Genomic DNA, 23,650 nt, shown 5'->3' with positions numbered 1-23,650 from the left:
CGTACGGCGAGGCGCGCCCGGCCGTTCCGGTTTCCGGCCGCATCGTGGCAGGTCGTGCCCTTGTCCGCGACCAGGGCTTTTATGCCGAGATGATTCGAGGAATGTCTGATAGGTAACGCCGGAAATGTCTGGTTGATAATCGCCTTTGCCGTTCGGCGTCAGTGATTGTGCGCGGTATTCGGCGTTTGGCATGGCCGGAGTGATGTGCCCGGCTATGGTGGTCCGGGCGCGGGGAGCCCGGCTCGCTCCGAGTTCGAACGTCATGCGCTCGGAACCCGTTCCGCCCGGCGATCCGGTGCCGGTGTCCCGGCAAGGAGATACGGGGCACCGTGGAGATCCGGATCCTCGTGGAGGGAACACGGGTGGACATCGGGCGTGTGGTGGATGTCTGGGCGGCCACTCCGGACGGGACGGGCTCGTTCGGGTCGGGCTACCTGGTCACCCCTGATCTGGTGCTGACCGCCAAGCACGTCCTCGGCGCCGGGACTCGCGGCGGTGACGATCCGCCTCGCGGTCCCGTCGTCGTCCGGTCACTGGACGATCCCGCCTCGATCCCGTGCGAGGTGGCCTGGTGCGCCGAGGGCCGTCTGGACGCGGCCCTGCTGCGCCTGACGCGCCCTGTGGCCAGCGCCTCGGCGCCGACACGCTGGGGGCGGCTGGTCACCAGTACTCCCGCCATCCCCTGGGAGGCGGTCGGGTTCCCCCTCGCCATGTGGGGACCCGGCGGCCTGCGCGACACCGATCACGCCACGGGCACCGTCAATCCCGGCGCGGGCCACCTGGCCAGGCGGATCAACGCCGCCGTGCACAGCGCCGCCCCCGAGGCGGGCCACTGGGTCGGCATGTCCGGCGCCGCGCTGTTCTGCGGCCCGCTGCTCACCGGCGTGATCATCGAGGACCCGCCGGCCTACGGCTCCCGCAGGCTCGTCGCGGAACCGGTGACCGCGCTGCTGGACGATCCCGTCTTCGCCGCCCTCACCGGCCATCCGACCGCCGAGCCGGTCGAGTTGCGCGGCCTGTTCCGCGCCGAACGGGCCGAAACGCCCGCGGTGACCCCGGGCTCGCTGCTCGGGGCGTCCCGCCAGGTCATCGCCTTCCACGGCCGCGAGGCTCTGCTCGAGGAACTGGCGATCTGGCGTGACGACCCCCGCCCGGTCTCGGTGAAGCTGATCACCGGTGAGGGCGGCCAGGGCAAGACCCGCCTGGCGCACCGGTTCCTCCACCTCACCCCCGCCTCGTGGGTCGGCGGGTTCCTGGACTCCCCGCAGCACCTGCCCGGTGAGGACGCAGGTTACGCCGTCGGCGAGCGCGCCCTGACCCCGGAGATCCTGGCGCGTCTGGCCGAGGGCACCTGTCCGGTGCTGATCGTCGCCGACTACGCCGAGTCGGGCCCGCAGCGTGTCGCCCTGCTCCTCGAATCCCTGCTCTCGACCCCGCCGCGACGGCCGGTCAGGGTGCTGTTGCTGGCCAGGGCGGCGGGCGCCTGGTGGGACACCCTGCGCCACCGGTTGGCACGCGAACACCCCCGGTGTGTCGCGGAGACGGTCGAACTGGCTCCGCTGGCGGGAACCGCCGACCTCCGCGGGCAGGAGTTCGCCGGCGCGGTGAATCGCTTCGCCGAACTCCTGCCCGGCTTCCCCGAGCTTCCCGCGGCTGACTGGCCGGGCCTCGCCCTGCGGCTGTGCCGGACACCGCCCGACCTGGCCGACGAACGGTACGGAAACGCGCTGACCGTGCACATGGCCGCCCTCAACGCCCTGCTCCGCGCGGCCGTCGGCGGCGATCCCTCGACCGTGACCGACCCGGAGGCCGAGCTCGCCGGGCACGAGCGCGACTACCTGCTGCGGGTCGCGCACCGGCGAAGGCTGTTGCAGCCGGGGGTCCTGTCGGCCCGCCTCGATCCCGACGAACAGCACGCCGAGGCCGAGAAGGCCCTGTGGCGGGCCCTGGCCGCGGCGATCCTGCTCGGCCCCTGCGACCCGGACCGGGCCCTGGCCGTCGGACGGCTGGCGGGTGACGCCCACGCCCGCGACGTCGCCGCCTGGCTCGCCGCCCTCTACCCTCCCGCCGAGCACGATCGCGCGGCCGGAGTCCAGGTGGCCGCGATCCAGCCGGACCGGCTGGCCGAACGGCTCGCGGGCCAGATCCTGGTCGAGCAGGACACGCTGCTGCCGTCGATCGCCTCCCTGGCGACGGATGTCTTCGACGCGCGCACCCTGCTGATCGTCATGGCGCGGGCGGCGGTACGGCCCGCCTTCACCCCGAGCCTGGACGGCCAGATCCGGCGCCTGGTCGCGACTTGCGCTGAGCCGTACGCCACCGCGGCCCAGCTCGCGGCGCCGGTCGTCGAACGGCCAGACCCCCTGGTCGGCGGCCTGCTGGAACTGGGCGAACAGTCGCCGGACCACCTCACTGAGCAGTTCGACCGTGTCTCCGGCTCCCTGCCGCGATCCTCCCTCAGCCTCGCCGGCCTGACGCTGGGCGTCATCGAGCTCCAGGAACGCGTGTATCGCGGGCTCGCCGACGCGGATCCCGACAGATGGCTTCCCGAGCTGGCGGTCTCGTTGAACAACCTCGTCTTCTGCCTGGTGAGAGTGGAACGGTGGGCCGATGCGCTGCCGATCATCGAGCAGGCCGTCCGCCTGCACCGGGAGCTGATCGGCGTCGACCGCGACTCCCACCTGCCGGGCCTGGCCGGTTCCGCGGCCAACCACGCCGCGTGCCTTATGGAGGTGGGGCGGCCGGCAGAGGCGGTCGCGGCGAGTGAGGAGGCCGTTGGCCTCAAGCGGGAGCTGGCGAGCCGTGCCCCGCGCGCCCACCTGTCCGGCCTGGCCGATCTGTTGAACAACCACGCCACCTATCTGGCCGAGGTGAGACGGCCCGCCGACGCGGTCGTGGCGAGCGAGGAGTCCGTCTTCGTCTACCGGATGCTGGCCGAGGCCGACAGGGACACCCATCTGCCGGGCCTGGCAAGGTCGTTGAACACCCACGCCAGGTGCCAGGCGGCGGCGGGACGGGCCGCCGAGGCCGCGGTGACGAGCGAGGAGGCCGCCGTCCTCTGGCGAGGACTGGCCGCGCATAGCCCGGACCCCTACCTGCTCGACCTGGCCAAGACGCTGAACAACCACGCTCTCCAGTTGGAGAGAGCCGGGCGGCTCGCGGAGGCGGTCGTGACGGGCGGGGAGGCCGTCGGCCTGTGGCGGGGGCTGGCCACGCTCAACCGGGACGGCTACCTGCTCGTCTTCGCGGGTTCGCTGGGCAACCAACTGAACCGTCTGGCCGCGGCGGGACGGCTCGCGGAGGCGGTCGTGGCGGGTGAGGAACTCGCCGGTCTGCGCCGGGAGCTGACCGCCCTCGACCGGGAGACCCACCTGCCGCTCCTGGCCGACTTGCTGAACACCCACACCGTTAGGCTCGCGGAGCTGGGGCGGCGGGCCGAGGCGGTCGCGGCGAGCGGGGAGGCCGTCGGCCTGTGGCGTGAGCTGGCCGCCCTCGACCGGGAGGCCTTCCTGCCGGGCTTGGCCGTCGCGGTCGGCAACCACGGCAAGTGCCTGGGGGAGGCGGAACGCTGGGCGGACGCAGTGTCGGTCGGCGAGGAGGCCGTGGCCCTTCACCGGGCGCTGTTCGCGCTCGACCCGGAGACCGGTTTGCAGGGCTACGCGCAGAGCCTCAGCGTGTACGGGTTCACCCTCGCGGGAACAGCCCGGTGGGGCGAGGCCGTCGCGCCCTGGGTCGAGACCCTCGTCCTGGGGGAAAAACTGCGGGAGCACGGCCAGGAGATCACCGGTGCCGCCGCGAACGGCCTGCGCATCGCCTACCTGAACGCCCCCGGGGAGGTCGGCGCGGCGTACGAGGCGGCGACGGGCCGGAAGCCACCCGGCTGGATCAGGCAGACGCCCGGCTCGGCGTTCCGGTAGCGGGTCCGGCGAGCGGTGCCGGACGGTCCTCGTAGGCCGCGCGGGACTCGACCCGCCCCGTACGGCGCCGCCCGCCCGTCAGCCGTTCCCGCCCGCGGCAGCTCCCCGGCCGGGTGACCAGACGAGCAGCCCAAGGCACATCTCGTCGCTGGTCCCCTCGCCCCAGACGACGTAGCGCGGCGGCAGGTCGCGCAGCGCGGGCAGCAGCTTGCGAAGGCCCGCGTCGTGCGTGCAGGTCACCCGGAGGGTGTCACCCGCCTTGAGGGCGACCGGCGTGGCCAGCGGGCGGATGGCCTGCTCGTCGAAGTTGTACGAGGGGATGTCGAGCAGGGTGCGCGCCCCGGGTGTGCCCGGGTTGAGCTCCATCTTGATCGAGCGCCCGAGCAGGTGCATGTGCCCGGCGACGGCGTACACGGTGCCGGGCACCCCCATCGGGTAGTCGCAGTGCTGGGTGGATCCGGCGACCGGGGGCTTCGCCTTGCCGCAGTACTGGCCGAGGCCCTTCACGCCCTGCCTCGCCTGCTCCCCGAACCGGTGGGCGACGTCGTCGACCGCGGCCGCGCGGTCGCACAGCGGCCCGGACTCCTCGGCGGTGCAGGGCAGCTCGATGGGCGCGGCCAGTTGCCCGGTCTCCAGCGGCGTGAGCTTCGTCCCGCCGTCGGCGAACCGCAGCCGGATCCCCGACCGGTCGGTGCCGCCCGGCTTGCCCTCGGTGGCGAGGAGGTTGTAGTGCACCTGCATGACCAGCTTGCTGCCCGCGGGCATCGGGTAGCCGACCTTCTGGGTGAGCAGCGTCTCGTTGGCCCCCGGCGCCCAGTGGCCGACCCAGGCGCCGCCCTCGATGCCCGTGTCGCCGAAGCACGTCCACCCCTCACCCGGTGTGCGGGCGTCGAGGTCCTGGGCCGCCTTCGCCTCCTGCGGGCCGAGCCGGTAGAGGATCGCGTGGTGCACGAGGTCGGTGTTCTGCGGCAGGAACTGGTTGCCGGTGAGGAAGGAGCGCTCGGCCAGCCCGGGATCGAGCAGGAAGCAGCGGTACTCGTCCGTTCCCCCCGACGGGGCCTTCGGTTCGTACGGCTCGGGCAGCGTCAGGCTGACGAACCGCTCCGAGGCGCGCAGCGGCGCCGCGGGCGGGGGAGCGGCCACCTTGCCGTGAAGGCCGTGCGCCCCGGCGGCCGACGCGCTCGGGCTGCCCGAGGCCGCGCCCGGATGGTGTGCGACGGCCCCCGGCCCCCGGGCGGCGCATGAGGTGACAAGAAGGACGAGCGCGAGCGAGAGGATCGCGTTGCCCAGCCATCGGGTCATTCTGACCGCGTGGTTCATGACCGCCCCCTGATCTCCGAGTCTTCCCCGGAGGCTTTCGGACGCGCGCCGGGGACGGGACTCCGATCGAGTCACCGGACTCAAGGCTCCTCGGCCCGCGCCCGTTTTTCATCACCCCGGAGACTGAAGGCGGTCGTACCCTCGAGTGAGGGCGCTCGTACGTCAGGAGTAGCACGCCACCCGCACGATCTCCGCCCCGTGGCCGGTCCGTCCCCCGGTGGCCTCCTTACATGCTCTTCCTCACATGTCCTCGGCCGTCATCCGGTGGCGTCCATCTCCGCGTCCGTGCCGGCCGTACTCTCCTCGGTCAACACCGTGCTCCCGTCGGCGGGCGAGGGCTGACTCCGGTTCTCACACGGCGCGGCCTGCCGTGGCCGCGTCCGCGGGGAGTTGGCCCGATCGGGACAACTCCCTGTAACGATAACGGGTCTTTGGGTAACATCTAGCCATACAGCGCTTGGGGAGGACCCGATGCGCCGGATGACTGCCGCTGATCTCGGGGGTTCCGACGAGAGGCGAGGATCCATGTCACATCCCCGGAACCGGTTCGTCGTGGGCGACCGGCACGTCATCGTCAGCACGGAGCAGGGCTTGTCCGTCTCCGCGGCGAAGGCGCTTCCGTCTCCGGCCCGGCGGCTCGTCCTTCCCCCGCTTCCCCCACTCGGAGACGAGCCGATCGGGCGTGAGGAGGAGCGGGCCGCGCTCGGGCTGATGATCGCTCCAGGCGAGCCGGTGCAGATCCGCGGGCCGGACGGGATCGGCAAGAGCACCCTGCTGCGCCGCCTGGCTCACGATGTGGCCGACCGGGGCGAGCCCGTTGTCCATATCAGGGGGGCGGGGCGCGAGCTGGACGACGTGCTCCAGGACCTGTTCGAGGCGTGGTTCGACGGATCCGGCTACGCGCCGAGCCGGACGCGCCTTCGCGAGCTGCTCGGCGGGATCTCCGCGGTGCTGCTGGTGGACGATCTGGACTGCCCGCCCGGCCGGCTACGCGAGTTCCTCGAGACCGGGCCGGGCATCGCCCTGGTCTTCACCTCGGCGAGCGGGCAGAGCCCGGCGGACAGGACGGTCGAGCTGGGCGGCCTCGGCAGGCGGGCGGCCTTCGGCCTGCTCGCCCGCGAGCTCGGCCGGCCGTTGCAGCGGGAGGAGATCCCCGCGGCGACCTCGCTGTGGGAGACGACGGGAGGCGGGCCGCTGGAGCTGATCCGCGCCGCAGCCGCCTCCATGACCCCCGAGGGCCGGCTCGGGGACGGCCCGGTGTTCGGCTCCGCGGTGCCCTTCCTTTACGCCCGGCTCGGACGGGCGGAGCGGGACGTGCTCGCTCTCTTCGCGGCCCTGCCGTCCGCGCCGGTGTCGGAGGGCCTCCTCGCCGAGGTCGCCGGTACCGAGGGCGCGGCCGAGGCGGCCGGGCGGCTGGTACGGCTCGGCCTGCTCACCGAGGAACCCTCCTCCGGCGGGCGCCGCTACCGGCTCGCGCCGGGTGTCGGCGGCCTGCTGCCCGCGGAGGCGGCGCCCGGCGCCGAAGCCCTCGAAGCTCTCACCGCCCGCGTTACCGGGTGGGCCCGCGCGCCGGGCACGAGCGCGTCTGCGCTCTCCGCCCATGCAGGCCTGCTCACCGGGCTCACGACCGTCATGACGGAGAGCAGGCCCGACCTCGCCGTACGGCTCGCCCGCGCCGCCGCTCCCGCCATGGCCGGGGCGCTGCGCTGGGGCGCCTGGCGTGAGCTGCTCGACGCGGGGCTCGCCGCCGCGGAGAGGGCCGGGGACGAACGGGCCGTCGCGTACTTCACCCACGAGCGGGGCGTCCACATGCTCGCCAAGGGCGCGACGGGTGCCGCGGCCGCGCTCGCCGCCGCCGCGCTGCTGTGGCGGGAGCTCGGAGACTCCGCCGGGGCGGCGATCACCACGCGCGCGCAGGCCGCGATGACCGCTCCGCCCGCGTCCGTGATCTCCGGCGGCCCGGGCGCGGCGGCCAGGGGCGTCCACGCCGCGGCGGGCGCGGGCGGAACCGGGGCCGGGCCCCCGGGGCTCGCCGGGACGGTGACGGGCCTGGCGGCCAGGGCGCTGGCGATCAAGACCGGCCTTGCGATCCTTGGGGCGGTGGCTGCCGGGGCGGGCGCCGTCTACGTCGTGCCCCCGGTCATCCAGATGATCAAAGAGCGCCCGCGGACCGTCGGATGCGCGAACGTCGCGCCCGGACAGCTCGGCTTCTCCGGTGTCGCGGTCTCGGCCGTGAGACAGGTACAGGTGAGCAACACGTGCCCGAGGAGCATCGCGTCCGTCGCCTCGTCGGTCTCCGACCCGCGGTTCGCCGTCGTCGGGGACACGTGCGCGGGACACCCGTTGCCCCCCAAGGGGACCTGCCTGATATCCGTACGCTTCACCCCCGCGGGCGTCGGCCGGGCGAAGGCGGTCCTGCGGGTCGTCGCGGGAAACACGACCGGCCAGGTCACGCTCCTCGGCGAGGCGCCTCCCACGGTGGGCGGCCCCGCGACGGCGGGAGAGGCCTCTGAGAGATCCGGAGGGAAGGGCCGTCAGCCGAAGTCGGTGACCCTGCGCTCCTCGGGGGACAGCAGCAGCACCTCGAGCGCCCTGGCGCAGGCCCGCGCGTGCATGGCGAACCAGCCGATCCGCGCGTCGGTGATGACCTCGGGCGTCGACCGGACGGCCAGCGCGTAGCGGACCTGCTCCGCCCGGTCCAGGACCGGCACCGCGAGGGTCCTGATCCCGTGGGAGGACTCGCCGTCGTTGAGGGCGTAGCCGGTCTTGCGCACCCGCTCTATCTCGGCCCGCAGGTCACAGGGGTCGACGATGGTCCGTTCCGTCTGCGCCCGCAGGGGGCCGAGTGCGGCGAGGTCCTCCTCGCCGGGAGGGGCCCACGCGAGCAGGACCTTCCCGAGCGCGGTCGAGTGCAGCGGCCTGCGCAGGCCGGTCCCGCTCTCCGGGTCGACCGAGCCGCCGATCAGGATCACCGCATACCGGCCGTTGCGGATCGCCAGGTCCACGGTCGCGGAGGTGGCGCGGGCGAGCTGGCCCAGCTCGGGCGCAACCCGGTGCAGGCCCCGCTGGTGGAAGGAGAGCTGACCCAGCTCCGTCATCGAGGGCCCGAGGCGGTATCTGGAGGTCCGCGCGTCCTGCTCAAGGAATCCCATGGAGACCAGGGCGCGAGCCAGCCGGTGCGCGGTGGACGTGGACAGCTCCGTCCTGCGGGCCAGGTCGGAGGCGCTCAGCATGGGGCCGCCGTCCCTGAAACAGGCGAGCACGCTCATGGCCCGCTGTACGGCCTGCGTGCCGACCGGACTGCCGTTCTTCTCCATATTCCCACAATATAGGAAAACCTGCTGGTTAAATGGGGATTTAAGGTGTGGCCCGGGGCGCCTTGGGTGATCTTGTGTCCCGCATCATGAGACGCGTTTGATATTCCCTACTAGTTTAGTGGAAAAATCTGTCCCTGCGCGTCCCCTTCCGCGCGGCGGCGGCAGGCCTGCGCTCCCGTCGCGGCCGCCCCCGGGTTTCGGCGGGCTCATGGCGGGGTTTCGCGCCGGAGGCCGTCGCGGGCGCCGGTGCCGGGGTGGAAGAATGACGCCCCCCGATAGCGTTTTCGCACCCACAACCCGCTATATGGCGAAGTTATGGAATTTCGTGGGGTACTCCGCCATGCCCCCTCGGTGTCAGCTTTGGTCCAGCCCAAGTGTCAGGGCTCCTTGCATCCCTCTAACCCCCCAAGGGACACCGAGAGGAGTCACCCCGCGTGAATCCCAAGGTCAAACTGGGCGCGGTCGCCATGCTGGCGATCGCAGCCATGACCACTACGTCGATCGTGAGCGCCACGAGTGCCACCGCGGCGCCGGCCAACGCCGGTGCCCGCACCATAACGTCGGACCCGTTCGGCCTCACCCCGCCGAGCTCCGAGGGGCGTAAGCGCGGCGCCGCGCTCGCGGACAAGGCCCTCGCCGCCGAGGCCGACAACCTGGCCAAGGGCGAGGACGACGTCTTCTCCTTGGAGAAGACGACCTCGGTCGGCAGCATGCAGTTCTTCACCTACAACCGCACCTACCGCGGTGTGCCGGTCTACGGCGGCGGGGTCGTGGTCTCCACCGACGGCGCGGGGCTGAAGGTCGCGACCGTCGACACCGCGCAGAAGACCGAGCTGACGCTGGACACCAAGACCACGGTGTCCGCGGCGAAGGCCGCCAGCAAGGCCCGTACCCTGCTGGCCAAGGTCGACAGCGTCAGCACGCCCAAGCTGGTCGTGCACGCGCTGCCGGAGGCGGGCGCGCCCCGCATGGCCTGGGAAGTGGTCGTCAGCGGCAGCTCCAAGACCGCCCCGAGCGTCCAGCACGTCTACGTCGACGCGCTGAACGGCTCGATCCTGAGCAAGTGGGACGCGGTCAAGATGGGCACCGGCCAGGGCTTCTACAACGGCCAGGTCAACATCACCACCAGCTCCGGGTTCACGATGCGGGACGGCACCCGCAGCGGCCTGGCGTGTGGTGGCCAGAACGGCTCGCCGTACACCAAGAGCACCGACTCCTGGGGCAACGGCCAGGGAACCAACCTTGAGACCGCCTGTGTCGACGCGTACTACGCGGCACAGAAGGAATGGGACATGCTCAAGGAGTGGTTCAACTACAACGGCATCAACGGCCGTGGTGGCGGTTACCCGGCGCGCGTCGGCCTGAACGACGTCAACGCGTTCTGGAACGGCTCCTACACCAACTTCGGCCACAACCAGGCCAACAACCAGCAGGCCACCCCGATGGACGTCGTGGGCCACGAGTACGGCCACGCCATCTACCAGTTCGCCGGTTCCGGTGGCGGGGGCGGCGGCGGCAACGAGGACGGCGGCCTCAACGAGTCCACCGGTGACATCTTCGGCGCCCTGCTCGAGGCCTACGCCAACAACCCCAACGACCCGCCGGACTACACCGTCGGCGAAGAGGTCAACCTGGTCGGCCAGGGCCCGATCCGCTACATGTACCAGCCCTCGCAGCACAGCGGCGACCCGAACTGCTACAGCTCCTCGATCCCCAACACCGAGGTGCACGCCGCGGCCGGCCCGCAGAACCACTGGTTCTACCTGGTCGCCGAGGGCACCAACCCCGGTGGCGGCAAGCCGACCAGCCCGGTCTGCTCCGGCCCGTCCAGCCTGACCGGCATCGGCATCCAGAAGGCCGGCGCGATCTACCTGGCCTCGCTGCAGCTGCGGACCTCCAGCAGCCGGACCCACGCCCAGGCTCGCGCCCAGACGCTGGCCGCTGCCAAGACCCAGTTCCCGAACAGCTGCGTCGAGTTCAACGCGGTCAAGGCCGCCTGGACCGCCGTCAGCGTCCCGGCCGGCTCCAACGAGCCCACCTGCACCCAGAACCAGAACGACTTCACGATCACGGCGAACCCGTCCGCGGCGAGCGTCAAGGTGGGCGCGTCCACCACGACCACCGTGAACACCACGACCATCGGTAACGCGCAGAGCATCGCGCTGACCGCCACCGGCGCCCCCACGGGCACCACCGTGAGCTTCAGCCCGGCCACCATCACCTCGGGCCAGTCCTCCTCGGTCTCGATCGCCACCTCGGCGAGCACCCCGGCGGGCCGGTACACGATCAACATCAACGGTGCGGGCGCCTCGATCAGCCACGCGACGACCTTCACCCTCACCGTCACCACCGACAACCCGGGCCAGGACGACTTCTCGGTCGCCGTCAACCCGTCGTCGGCGACCGTTCAGCCCGGTGGGTCGACCAACGCGACCCTGTCCACCACGGTCACCTCCGGTAACGCGCAGAGCGTCTCGCTGACCGCCAGCGGCGCCCCCACGGGCACCACCGTGAGCTTCGGCTCGCCCACCATCAACTCGGGCCAGTCCTCCTCGGTCTCGATCGCCACCTCGTCGACCACCCCGGCGGGCACCTACACGATCACCCTCAACGGCGCGGGCGCCTCGGTCAGCCACGCGGCGACCTTCACCCTCACCGTCAACAGTGACCAGGGCGGCACGGACTGGAAGGAGTGGAAGCAGTACAACGCCGGTGACATCGTCACCTACAGCGGCGTCAGGTACCGCTGCCTCCAGAGCCACACCTCCCTGCCCGGCTGGGACCCGCCGAACGTCCCGGCTCTCTGGCAGCGCCTCTAGGCACTAGCCGGATCCTCTAGATAACCGAATACCGGGTACGGCGGGCGGGCATGGCCGCCCGCCGTACCTTTTTGTCGTTCCCCTTCGCGTTTCCCGCGGATTCCGGGACCGTGGCGGGATCACCACAGCAGCACGGCGGCGCCCTCGACGCGGTCGGCGGCCAGGTCGCCCAGCGCACGGTCCGCGGCGTCGAAGGGATAGGGGACCGTCGTGACCTCCGGGGGATGGGCCGAGGCGAGGTCCAGGTACGCGCGGGCGTCGGCGCGGGTGTTCGCGGTGACGCTGCGCAGCGTCCGCTCCTGGAACAGGTGGCGCTGGTAGTCCAGTGACGGGATGTCGCTGAGATGGATGCCCGCGACGGCGAGCGTGCCGCCCCGGTCCAGGGCCTCCAGGGCGACCGGCACCAGTTCCCCGGCCGGGGCGAACAGGATCGCGGCATCCAGCGGTTCCGGCGGGGCCTGCGCCGCGTCTCCAGCGGAGGCGGCCCCGAGACGCAGAGCCAGCTCACGGGCCCGCGCCGAGCGGGTCATGACGTGCACGGCCGCGCCCTGCGCGATGGCGAGCTGGGCGGTCAGGTGGGCCGAGGCGCCGAAGCCGTAGATGCCGAGACGGCCCCGCTGAGGCAGGTCGCAGCGGAGCAGGGCCCGGTAACCGATGATCCCGGCGCACAGCAGCGGGGCCAGCTTCTCCGCGGGCGCTTCCTCCGGCAGCGGGTGGACGTAGTCCTGCGGGGCGGTGAGGTATTCGGCGTAGCCGCCGTCCGCGTCCCAGCCGGTGTAGGTGGACAGCGGGCAGAGGTTCTCCGCGCCCCTGAGACAGTAGCGGCAGCGCCCGCAGGTCGAGCGGAGCCAGGCCACCCCGACCCGGGCGCCGGGCGGGAGCCGTTCCGCGTCCCGGCCACGCGCGACCACCCGCCCGACGACCTCGTGACCGGGCACGGTCCCGGGACGGCGCGGCGGCAGGTCGCCCTCCGCGAGGTGCAGGTCGGTACGGCAGACAGCACATGCCTCGACCTCGACCAGCACCTCGCCGGGACCCGGTACCGGGACCGGCAGCCGGACCCGGTCCAGGGGGCGGGACGCCATCGGCCCCGGGCGGGCGACCACCCAGGCGTCCATCTCCCGGGGGATCATGGTCCCCCCGGGGAACGGAGCCTCCTCCGGGCTCAAGAGGCGTTCCTGATCCGGCGCCCGGTGATCTCCACTGGGACGATCTTGATGTACAGGTCGCGGTCGCCGCCCGCCCACGGGACGACCCCGGAGGCGACGGCCGCGGCCCGCTCGTCGGCCGTGACGTGGTGCGCGCCGCCGCGCACCAGCACGCTCCAGCCTTCACGGTTGGCGTCGTCGATCCGGTCGACCTCGAACGCGATCTTGAACTCGACGCCCCGGACGCCCGTGCGGAGGTTCTCGTCCAGCGTGCCGCCGAAAGAGGCGCGGAAGACCAGCGCGCCCTCGTGCATCATGTAGTTGACCGGCAGGATCGCCGGTCCGCCCGGCTCGTCGAAGGCCACCCTGCCGACGCCGCCCGGGGAGATGAGCCGCAGGCACTCGTCGGTCTCCAGTTTCTCCAGGCGGGGATGGGTGCGGCGGAGGCCGCGCCCCGGCGGCAGGTCGACCGTCCCGCCGAGCAACTCCTCCACTCCGGTCTCCAGGGCGGCGGCCAGCCGTCTTATGGTCTCCACCGTGGGGGAGGCGGCCGTCTCCTCCAGGTACGCGAGATATCCGGAGTCGATCCCGGCCAGGGCGGCCAGCCGCTCGCGGCTCAGGCCCAGTTCCTCGCGCCGTCTGGCCACCCTGCGGCCCAGATCGCCCGGTGCCGTCATGTGTTCGGTCATCGAAGTCTCCAAAGGAAGGGTGAAGGCCGTCCGGAGGCGGGGGCGGGGCTCCCGTCTCCGACCCGGATCACTTCCGTGCCTCCCCCCGGCGGCCCGCCCTAATCCGCCGGGCGGCGAGCCGGGCCCGCCGCGTGGCGGGCACTTAACAAAATCTACATCGTAAAGGCCATTGGTGGATGTCAATTCAATGAATCCTGCCTGGCTCATGTCATGCGCGGTCCTGACCGGGTAGCCTGTAGGGCCTTTTCGGCAATCATGGTGGCATGCATTGCCTTCGGGATAAGGCTGGGCGCTGCGAAGTGCGCAAGCTCTCATTAAGCGTGACGGGTCGCCTGTGCTGCGACTGGGCCTCCGTGGGCGGGGGTGACCTCGTACGGCCCGCTCGGAGCTCACCTCGGCCGCGCGGGCCGCACTCCGCGCGCTTTTGTCCCTTGAGTAGTAGAGTGCCGGAAAGAGGGGGTTTTGCGGCTTTTGCTGAAAGGTTTTCTTGGTGCGTGTCCCGGAACCCTTCGCCGAGATCCCTCGTTTAGAATAAGCGTGGATCGAAAGACAAACCCTCATATATATGCATTCGATCGGCGGGCATATCGCATTGTTCAGCACCGGCACCGGGCGGGGTCCGCGCAGGAGCGAGTGTGGCTCACGGGGGGCGGTGGCCAGACGGTTCGGAGCTGGTTTCGGGGGGCCGGGGGGCCGGGGGGTTGAGGCGGGGGCCAGCCGCTGGAGCGGTGTTCGGCGGAGTCGATCGGGAGAAAGATGCCGGAAAACACGACGTTGGATGAGACACGCGGTGACGGTGGACCTGAGGTGCTGCTGAGTCGATGACGGAAGACAATCAGTTCCGCGACTACGCCGCCCCGGGAAGTGACTTCACCTGGTCCCCGCCCCCGCGAAACGGCCAGACCAGACCGTATCCCAGGAACGGGCGGGACGGCGCCGTGCCCTCGGACGGGGACGCTCCGCCCTCGCGTGACGGCGCCGGGCCTACGGACGAGGGTGCCCCGCCTCCGCGTGATGGCGCTCCGCCCTCGTATGACGGTATCTGGTCCTCACCCGAGGAGACCGTGCCCGTGCGGGAGGCGGAGGAGGCCGGCGGGCCGCCTCCGCCCCTCCCCGGAGGGCCCGACGGGACACGCTCGTATCGGGCCTTCATCGGCCGCGCCGCGCCCTCGGTTGACGGTCCCGGCGGAACGGGGACGTCGGGCGAAGACCCGGCAGGGACGGAGACACGGACGGGAACGCCGGGCAACGACGCGGGCCGTACCCGTTCGTTCGGGCGCGACCAGGACGGCTCCTGGACACAGGAAAACGGGCCGGGCGGCGGCCTGAACGGCGGCTCCGCCCGTGACGGCGGTGACCCGGGGAACGGCTCCGCGGCGCCGCAGGGCGGTGGCCCCGGCGCCTACTACAGCGAGTGGGCCGCCAACGATCCGACGGCCACCTACTCCACCATCCGTGACGAGGCCGTTCACGACGAACCCGGGGGGTTCGGCGAGCGCCGCACCGGCGTCGACGACTGGGATCCGGAACCCGCGCGTCCCCGCGGGATCGGCGCTCTGTACGAGCCGTTCTCCGCTGCCCTGTCCGGGCTGCGGGAAAGGCTCAGGTTCAGGCGCGCGCCCCGGCCTGGCCCGGTGAGCAGGCCGTCCCCGGCCGAGGTGTACGCCCCGTCCCCGCTCGACACCGAGTTCAGCGGCGTCGCCGGATACCGGGTGCCGTTCGTCTCGCGCCCCTTCCTGTGGTGCGCGGGCGCCGACCCCGCCCTCATCCCGAACCGCAGCGAGCTGTACCGCTACTCGACGATCGGCATCTTCGTCTGCCTGGTCTCGTTCGTCGCCACGACGATGTTCGCGGTCTTCGCCTCCGTGATCAGCGGAGGGTTCTCCCCGGCGATCCTTCCCTTCGCGGCCGTCTGGGGCGTTCTCATCTTCTGGATCGACCGCTCGATCGTCGCCGAGCCCAGCTACGGCAAGGTGCTGTCGGGCACTGACGGGACCGGGCTGCTCGACCCGGCGACCAGGAGCAGGAAGCCCGGCTGGCTGACCTACGTGATGCGCGGGATCCTCGCCCTCGGCGTGTCCTTCATCATCGCCGAGGCGGTGACGCTGCTCATCTTCCAATCGGAGGTCCGCGACCAGCTCGCCTTCACCCAGACCGCGCGTACCGACCGGCTCGACGCCAAGTTCAAGGCCGCGGACGAGGACAAGCGCAAGCAGCTCGACGCCAAGTACGACCGGGCCGAGCTCTGCGCCACCGCCAAGAGCAAGGAGAGCACGCGAAACGCCGCGCTGAAGAAGAAGCAGGACGAGTCCCTGGGCAAGAAGGGGGAGGGGCTCAGCGGCACCATCGGGTTCGGTCCGATAGCGACCAAGCTGGAGGCTGATTACAACAAGGCCCAGCGGGAGTACGTCGCCGCCCAGGGCAGGTGCGACCTGGCCCGTGACTCGGTCAGCAGGGACTTCAAGCAGTACCAGGGCGACGAGCGCGCGAGCCGGGAGGCCGAACGCGTCGACGTGCGCAGGAACACGGGCTGGGTCGCCCAGGAGCAGGCGCTCCACGACTTCATCGACAACAGCGGCAGCCCCGTCGTCGTCGCCCTGCCGTGGGTGCTGCGGATCACCATCCTGCTGCTCGACCTGCTGCCGCTCAGCGTCAAGCTCCTCGGCGGGCCGACCGTCTACGAGCGGCGGCTGCGTGAGCAGGCCTATAGCCAGGCCTACGAGACGCAGCGGCTGCGCGACGCCCACATCGCCAAGATCGACATGAGGTACGACCTCGACCGGCTGAACACGCGGGACACCTACGACCGAGGACGTGACGGCATCCGTAACTCCTCCGGCCGGAGTGTTCGGGGGACGCGCGTATATCCCAACCAACCTCCTGAGGAGTCTCGTTGACCGATTTCCACGCCGGGCAGGGCGGATCGGCCTCCTCTTCCGCCACCGACCATCTGGCGGCGATCGCCCGCTTCCGCGTGCTGGCCGACCGGGCGATGACCGCGCTCGGCCAGGAGGAGATTCCGGACGCGACAGCCGTACGGCAGGCGCACGACCAGGCCGCCAGGCTTGCCGCGAAGCTGAGGGAACGCTGCGCGAAGCCTGTTTCCGTCGGGATCGTCGGGGAGTACAGCGCGGGCAAGTCCATGTTGCTCGGCACGCTGCTCGGCAGGCCGGGACTGCTGCCGACCTCGGGGTCGCCGACCACGGGGAATGTGACGGTGCTGCGCGTCGAGCGGGCCGCGCCGGGGGAGCCGACACGGCTGCGTGCCGCCAGGATCGAGTACCTCACCCGTGACGAGCTGGCCGACGCCGTCGACTACATCATGAACGAGCTGGTCAGGACCGTGCAGCGGGCCGGGGGCGGCAGGGACGTCTCCGCGCTCACCGGCTACAACCCCGTCAGGGACGGCTGGGACGCCCTGAACAGGTGGGCGGAGACCACCCTGGACTGGGCGGCGATGGAGAACTCCCGGCTCCTCGGGATCACCTTGGAGCTGACCCGGATCCGCGACGCGCTCAAACTCGCCGGGGACTTCGTGCTGGGGGGCCACTCGGGGCTGGTCCTGCCCGTCGAGGTGGAGATGCTCAAAGAGGCGCTCGACATCGAGGACATCAGGGACCTGCCCCGAAGCTTCCCGCGCACCGCGCAGGGATTCCCGGTCTCCCCCCGCGACCTGCTGACGGCGCAGACGCTGCGGGTCACCTTCACCCTGATCCGCAGGGTGATCTGCCAGGTTTCCGTCGCGGAGGGGGACTGGGCGGGGCCGCTGCCCGGCGACGGTTCCGCGGCGGAGCTGTGCGACCTGCCGGGGCTCGGCGCGACCGCGGTCCGCGACGAGTACCTCAGCGTCAGGGAACTGGACGAGATCGACGCCATCGTGATCGTGTTGCCCGCGCACCGGGCGGAGCGCGACGACGCGCGGCAGTTCTACTCGCTGCTGGAACGCAACCGCAGGGGCAAGGGCGCGCTCAGCGAGTCGATCCTGGTCGCGGCCAACTGCTTCGACCTGCTCCAGCCGCCCGACTCCCTGCACACGGGCGCGGCCGACCTGGTCGACTCCTCCCGTGACCTGTCCTCCCTGCACCGGATGGCGACGACGCTCAACGGGCGCAGAGAGGACCGGGTCGCCTTCACCTCCTCGCTCGTCGCGATCGCCACCCAGGGCCTGCCGTACGAGAGCGGCGGCGAGGAGGGGGAGAAGATCACGAAGTCGCTGGGGGCGGCCGGGGCCCAGGCGGAGCGGTGGAAGCGGATCGCCGCCGACCTGTCCCTGACCGATCCCGGGCACGCGTACACCGCGGCGCTCGGGGAGTTCGGGCGTGACGGCGGCATCGCCGGGCTGCGCGCCATGCTGGAGCGGCACGTGCGGACCTACGGCGTGTTTCTCAAACACGAGGCGGTCGTGCCGATCGCCGCCGACCTGCTGGTCGCGCTGCGCACGCTCGACCGGATGCTGCGCCCGGCCTTCGGCGGCGTTCCCGGCGACACACGGGGTACGGGCTCGCTGACCGCGCTGTTCAGGCTGATCGAGGAGGAGACCTCCCACACGGTCAGGTCCCTTGGGCTGCTGGCCGACCCGGAACGTCTCTCGGCCGAGGGCACGCACATCACCCCGGGGGACGGATCCGCCGTCCTTGACCTCGCGCGGGCCGGCGCGACCTACGACGTGTTCACCTGGCGGGAGTGGCAGCAGTACCGGGAGAGGGTCAGGGACGACGGCCGGATCGGCCCGCCGCTCGGCAGAAGCCAGAGGGAGGCCGGGCCACGCTCCGGGTTTGGAATCGCGCGCCGGATGCCGACCGAGGCCGATGCCGTCGCTCCCGACACCACGGAGCGGCTCTTCGGCAGGTTCGAGCCCACCTGTGTCAGGGCCGTCGGCGCGGCCAGGGAGATCTACTTGGACGCCGTCGCGTCCTGGGCGGAGCGGCGCCACCGGGAGCTGGCCCACGTGCGTGAGCAGCTTCAGGACCCCGAGCTGCAGGTCCCCGTCGAGCGGCTGCTCGCCGCGCTCGACCCGGGGGACGGCGGCGAGGCACGCTGGTACAACCTGCTCAGCCTGGTCGCGATGGACTGGCTACCCGGCGCGGCGGCGGGCCTGCTGCCCGTGCCCGTCCCCGTGTCGCAGGCGGAGACGGCGCAGATCGCGGAGCGGTTTCCGCTGCGGACCGCGCAGGCGCTGCCCTGGCACAACGGGCGTCAGAACATCGCCGGGGACGCGGGGGCCAGGGTCGTCACCCACCAGATGAACATCTTCAGGGTGCGCGGGGACATCGTCGCGGCGGTCAACCACTACGTGCGGCGGCACCTGCTGGCCGACGCGGTCGGTCTGGGCCGGGAGCTCCGCGTCGAGTTGCAGGAACTCCGCAACGCCGTACCGGCGGAGGAGAGCGTCAGGCGCCTCACCCACCGCGGGGCGCAGGAGAGCAGGCGCGCCACCCTCTCGGGCGGCCCGATCCGTGACCTGCTCGACGAGTGGGGCGAGGAGCCCGGAGGGAAGACCCGATGACCGTGCGCCTGCTGTTCGCCGGGCCCAACGACGCCGAGGGCAGCGACGAGACCGCCACCGGCATTTTTGTGATCTTCGAGGTGAACGGGGAGTACCGCCTGCCCGACGTGTTCGTCGAACCGGACGGGGTCGCGCAGGCGGTAGATGTCCAGGGGCCGACGCCGCACCCGCCGGGCGATGGTGTGGCGTCGCGGATCGCCGAGCTGTACACGCTGCCCGGCTGGCGTCCGCGCCCGGTGCCGGGACGCTACCTGCTCGTCCAGGGTCCCTCGATCCCGGCGGGCGATCTCGGGCTCGGCGGCGAACGGGTCGTCAGGGTCGCCTGGTGGCTCAGCGAGGCCGGATCGAGCCCCCAGGAGTTTCCCCTCGAACTCCGGTTCATGCCGCCGGGTACGCGTCCCACCAAGGGGACGGGCACCAACCGGGACTCCGCGCGGCAGGTCGCTCCGATCGGCGAACCACGGCGGCACGAGAGCTTCTTCGGGCACGCGGCGATCGACTTCGGCACCTCCTCCTCGACCGTCACCCTGTACGACAGGACGGGCGGAAAACGCGTCGAGATGGACGAGCAACAGTTCGACGTGCTGCTCGAGGGGTTCAACCGCCTGCTGCTCGACGGCCCCGCCGGATCGCACGGCGCCGACTGGCCGCGGGTCCGCCACGACATCGTGCAGGGGCTCACCACCCGCCTCAACTCGCTGCTCGGCTTCTCAGGCACCGGTGACTCCGTCCAGGTCACCGTCAAGGAGGAGGGCCTCGAGGTGCTCCAGCCCGGGGTCAACTACCTGCCGGTCCCGCCGGTCCGCTACCGCGACGTGCTCTGCAAGGAGCTCGACGTGGCGATCTCCCGGATGGACGAGAAGCTGGGCACGGCGTACGCGATGAGCCTCGACAGCTGCTACGCCGACGCCTTCGGCACCCCCGCGCTCGGCTCGCTGTACCTGCACCAGGTCGTCTTCGACGGTGACTCGCCCGAGATCTCCAGCGAGATCAAGGTGCTCGAGGGCTCTCCGCTGCGCGCGGTGCTCGGCGACGGGGCCGACCGGGTACTGCGCGGCTACCCCGGTCTCAAACGGGCCTTCTCCCGGCGACGTGACCTGCCCGACCTGCCGGGGGACGGCGAGACGCCGGTGACGACCGACACGTTGCTGATGCACGCCTACAACGACCTGGTGGACAAGACCATCGAGTACGGTAACGAGAAACGGTCCGCCGAGTGGGGAATCCGCGGGCTGAACCACCTCGTGCTGACCTACCCGACCACGCTGCCGCCGTCCGGGCGCCGCGCGCTGGAGAAGATGGCGCAGTCGAGCCTCAGGATGACCAAGGTGACCACGACGTTCGACGAGGCCGTCGCCGCGGCGCTCTTCTTCGTCATGCGGGACTTCGGCGGCGAGTCCGACACCGGCGTCGAGCCGTTCCGCGCCAGGTCGAGGCGAGTACGGCCGGGCCGCCCGGCCTGGCGGCAGAACATGCTGGTCATCGACATCGGCGGTGGGACGACGGACGTCGCCCTGTTCGCGCTGCACCTGCTCGACCGGCAGGTTCCCGCGGGGGACGTCGCGGAGGAGTTCTTCGGCCGTCACTACGTGATCCGTCCCGAGGTACGGGGCTCGACCGGTCATCCGCAGCTCGGCGGCGACCTGTTGACCCTGCGGGTCTTCCACTGGCTGAAGGCGGAGATCGCGGACGCGCTGATGGCGTTGGGAGCGGAGGACGCGAGGGGCGGCGTGGGAAACGGCGAGGACGCGTGGCTGCGGCACTGGCCGGCGTCCCACGTCGGCGCCGACGGCACCCCGCGCCCGATCGCCCCCGCCTTCATCGCCAATCCCGATCCCGGGCCGAGACCTGACCTTGTCTGGGTGGGGCTGCGGGACCTGCTGCCCACGCACAGCCCGGCGTTGGGGGCCGCGGCCGGGCGCGCCGTGCCCGGCCGGGCGTTCTTCAGGCTGTGGCAGGAGGCGGAGCAGGCCAAGAAGCTCCTGGGCGCGGGCAGGGAGTACACCCTGCCCAAGACCAAGCTGCAGGAGGTGCTCAACAACATCGACGGCCGGTCGCGGCCGCCCGCCGCGCTGGTCGACCGGCTCGGGCACACCGTGGTCACCCTGCTCCCCGAGCAGTTCGAGCACCTGGCGACCCCCGTCATCACGGCGGCGGTCGACATCGCGCTCACCACGTTCAGCGCGCAGCGCCGCAGGGAGCCGGACGAGCCCATCGACATCGTCGCGCTGTCCGGCAAGACCAGCACGATGCCCCTGGTCGAGCGCATCGTGGCCAGGCGGTTGCGCGAGCTGACCATGAACGGCGCGGACGGCGCGGGCGGCGCCGACGGCGTCCCCACCCCCCGCCTGGTCGTCGAGCGCCGCTACGCCAAGCAGGCCACCTCCATCGGAGCCTGCTGGGCGCACAGCTTCAGCCGGTACGCCGACATCGAGAGCGAGGAGGTCCCGGGCTGGGGGGCCGACGCGGAGCGTCACGTCGACGGCCGCGAGCGGCTGAGGGCGGGCCAGAATGTGGTCGGCATCGCCGTGGACAACCTGTTCCAGAGCCTTCCGTGCGACTTCTCCCTGCAGAACGCGGACACACGGGTCGGGATGCTGCTCAACGCGGGAGACCAGCTCGACATCGCCGACCGCACGGGACGACTGTCCGTCCGTACGGCGTGGCGGCCGATGAAGGAGGACATCCACATCCACCGCGAGCTGGGCGGCGACCACGGCGAGTCCATTGAGTGGGGCCGTTTCACCTTCGACAGCAAGGAGGACAGGCTCACCCGCGCCAACGTCGACTGGGGGAGGATCCGCTTCCAGATCGAGATCAACCAGGAGCTTGAGCCGGTCATTCACCTGTGCCATGGAGGAAGCCCGATCTACCTCGTCGACGGCGACGTCGGCGACGTCGGGATGGCGCTGAACGGCGGTCGCGGGGGGAACCATCTCGAGGCCACCGGGCTGCCCGCCGCCATCCACGTCAGGAGGACGCCGGACGCGCTGGACGACAGGGCGACCGTCGAGCTCTTCCCGATTCTGGCCCCCGGCGAGGACACCAGGCGCCACCTGCGCTCCTACCTCCTGGAGAGCGGAGGGGACGGCAGGGTGTTCACCGGGGCGATCGCCCCCGCCTGGCTGCCGCAGCCCGCTCAGGAGCACGGCGCGGCGACCTGGGAGTTCCTCTGGTCCGACGGGTACGGCCGCCTCTCCCCGCTGTTCAGGATGTCCGCGCCTCGCAAGGACGCGCACGTGCGCTACCACGTCACCCTCGACTACCTGGGACGGTTGCGGATCAACGTCGGCTATCCCCGGTACCTGTCGGCCCGCAAGCTCACCGATCTGGCCGACTACCCCGGTTCGGTGTTCACCGCCGCGATGGACCCGGGTGACCCGTTCGGCAAGCCGGAGTGGGAGCCGTTCACCGGTGATCACTGACCTTCGACAGGACGACACCATGCAAACGCTCGACGATCTGCTCGAACCCCTGCTCGGCCTGGACGGGCGGCCCGCGCCGTTCGCCGGACCGCTGCGCGACCGGCTGCGCGCCGTCGTCACGCGGCTGGACACCCATCTGGACCAGCGGGCCGCGCAGACGCCGACCGACCTCTACCTGAGGGGACAGGGGCTGATCGGCCGGTTCCGCACCGTCCACAGGGTGCCGGGGCGAGGGCTGCACCAGGCGGTCGCCGCCGAGCTCGCCGACCCGGCGAGCCCGCTGCGCGTCCCGCTGTGGAGCGCGCTCGGCGACCTCGCGGGACAGCTGCTCATCCTGCTCCACCGCGAAGGCCCGCAGCAGGCACGGGGGGAGGAGAGCCGTCTCGTGCTGGGACTCGTCGGCCTGCTGCTCGCCCTGACCCACCCGGAGACCCTGACCCATCCGGAGACCCTGACCCATCCGGAGACCCTCACCCATCCGGAACCCCGGGCCAATCTGGAGACCCAGGCTCGTCCTGAGCCCCTGATCCGTCAGGAGACCCGGGCCCGTCAGGCGGGGGAGCACAGCCGAGGGGATGAGCCTCGCGAGGCGTCCGGCGAGGCCGGGGGCGAGACGCTCGGCGGGATCCCCGGCGCGGCGGCGGCCAGGACGGCCGGGGAGCGGGACGTGTCCGCCGACCTCACCGTGCGGTTGCGGGATGAGTTCGACCGCCTGTACCAGGACACCGTCGTCTACCTGGGCGAGCCGGACGAGGTACCGGCCACGGCCGAAGGACTGTGGATCGGGCTGCACGTGGCCTGCCTGCGGCTGCCGGACGCCATCGCAGAGTCCCAGCGCGAGCACTTCGCGCGGATGTTCGCGGGAACGCCCGGCGAGGGAGTCGTCCCGCCGCTGCCCGTCATCGGCTTCCCCGGGCTCGGCGACCCCAGGGGGCCCGGCGAGGGCCGATGGCGGTCCCCGAGGGCGGAGCGGATGTACGACATCCTCGTCGCGATGTTCGCGGTCGCCGAGCTCGACCCGGGGATCTACCACGGCCTGGACGAGATGGCACGAGACACGCAAACCCCGATCAGGCTGGACGTCGAGACCCGCCGCCAGTACCAGGAGCGGGCGTGGACCAGGCTGCGGGAGCTCGACGACCTCCAGCCGGGCAGCGACCTGGAGATCAGGTACCTCGCCTGGGTCGACGAGGTCGTCTCCTCGTTCTTCCCGCTGCCGCTGCCCGCCCCGGACAGCTGGTGGGCCGAACGGTACCGGCGCTCCCGCGGCCTGGTGCTGGAGGCGGTCAAGGCCGCGGGGGGCAAGGTCGACGTCCTGGACGGCCGGGCCTACGACAGGGCGCTGCGCAGGAAGCTCAGCGGAACCCAGATGATCCTGCCGGTCGAGGAGGCCGATGCCGACCGGGTGCTGTGGACCCTGCGGCTGCCGTGGGAGTTCAACGGCAGCGGCGACTCGGGGCGGGTCGTCTACGGCGTCCGCCGCCGCTGACCGGAGACCGCTCCTTCCAG

General features: G+C 71.7%; 10 protein-coding genes. 6 read left to right on the top strand and 4 right to left on the bottom strand.

The window, feature by feature from the left end; genetic code table 11:
* Positions 1-329: 329 nt before the first annotated feature.
* Complete coding sequence (locus tag AB0395_RS10755) at positions 330-3,917, top strand: hypothetical protein (protein ID WP_366279087.1); 3,588 nt, start codon at positions 330-332, stop codon at positions 3,915-3,917.
* A gap of 78 nt (positions 3,918-3,995) precedes the next feature.
* Here AB0395_RS10755 and AB0395_RS10750 read toward each other — a convergent pair whose 3' ends face one another.
* Together AB0395_RS10750 and AB0395_RS10745 are read right to left on the bottom strand one after the other, a co-directional pair.
* A complete protein-coding gene (locus tag AB0395_RS10750) occupies positions 3,996-5,237 on the bottom strand; it encodes a monooxygenase (protein ID WP_366279084.1) in 1,242 nt (413 codons plus the stop codon).
* Between the two features lie 2,534 nt (positions 5,238-7,771).
* Positions 7,772-8,554: an IclR family transcriptional regulator gene (locus AB0395_RS10745; RefSeq protein ID WP_366279082.1), complete on the bottom strand. Its 783-nt coding sequence runs from the start codon at positions 8,552-8,554 to the stop codon at positions 7,772-7,774.
* A 434-nt stretch (positions 8,555-8,988) separates the two neighbouring features.
* Between AB0395_RS10745 and AB0395_RS10740 the strand changes: the two genes are divergently transcribed.
* Positions 8,989-11,373, top strand: coding sequence for a M4 family metallopeptidase (locus AB0395_RS10740; RefSeq protein ID WP_366279079.1), 2,385 nt, complete (start codon positions 8,989-8,991; stop codon positions 11,371-11,373).
* Positions 11,374-11,492: 119 nt separating this feature from the next.
* Here AB0395_RS10740 and AB0395_RS10735 read toward each other — a convergent pair whose 3' ends face one another.
* Both AB0395_RS10735 and AB0395_RS10730 read right to left on the bottom strand, forming a co-directional pair.
* Positions 11,493-12,542 (bottom strand): zinc-binding alcohol dehydrogenase family protein, encoded by a 1,050-nt coding sequence (locus tag AB0395_RS10735; protein ID WP_366279077.1) that lies wholly within the window; start codon positions 12,540-12,542, stop codon positions 11,493-11,495.
* A complete protein-coding gene (locus tag AB0395_RS10730) occupies positions 12,539-13,210 on the bottom strand; it encodes a pyridoxamine 5'-phosphate oxidase family protein (RefSeq protein WP_366279075.1) in 672 nt (223 codons plus the stop codon). Before AB0395_RS10730 ends, AB0395_RS10735 begins: the two co-directional genes overlap by 4 nt.
* A gap of 821 nt (positions 13,211-14,031) precedes the next feature.
* Between AB0395_RS10730 and AB0395_RS10725 the strand changes: the two genes are divergently transcribed.
* Genes AB0395_RS10725 through AB0395_RS10710 form a run of 4 tightly spaced genes read left to right on the top strand, consistent with a single transcriptional unit; the run spans position 14,032 to position 23,630 of the window.
* Positions 14,032-16,107, top strand: coding sequence for a DUF4407 domain-containing protein (locus AB0395_RS10725; protein ID WP_366279073.1), 2,076 nt, complete (start codon positions 14,032-14,034; stop codon positions 16,105-16,107).
* Positions 16,104-18,716 (top strand): hypothetical protein, encoded by a 2,613-nt coding sequence (locus tag AB0395_RS10720; RefSeq protein WP_366279071.1) that lies wholly within the window; start codon positions 16,104-16,106, stop codon positions 18,714-18,716. The genes AB0395_RS10725 and AB0395_RS10720 overlap by 4 nt, the downstream gene beginning before the upstream one ends.
* The gene (locus AB0395_RS10715) at positions 18,713-22,141 is read left to right on the top strand and encodes a hypothetical protein (protein ID WP_366279069.1); all 3,429 of its coding nucleotides are present in this window, start codon (positions 18,713-18,715) and stop codon (positions 22,139-22,141) included. Before AB0395_RS10720 ends, AB0395_RS10715 begins: the two co-directional genes overlap by 4 nt.
* 19 nt (positions 22,142-22,160) lie before the next feature.
* Positions 22,161-23,630, top strand: coding sequence for a hypothetical protein (locus AB0395_RS10710; protein WP_366279067.1), 1,470 nt, complete (start codon positions 22,161-22,163; stop codon positions 23,628-23,630).
* The last annotated feature ends 20 nt before the right edge of the window (positions 23,631-23,650 follow it).

The sequence above is a fragment of the Streptosporangium sp. NPDC051023 genome (assembly GCF_040689595.1).
Taxonomy (GTDB): Bacteria; Actinomycetota; Actinomycetes; order Streptosporangiales; family Streptosporangiaceae; genus Streptosporangium.
This window is presented reverse-complemented; position numbering and strand designations above follow the sequence as displayed.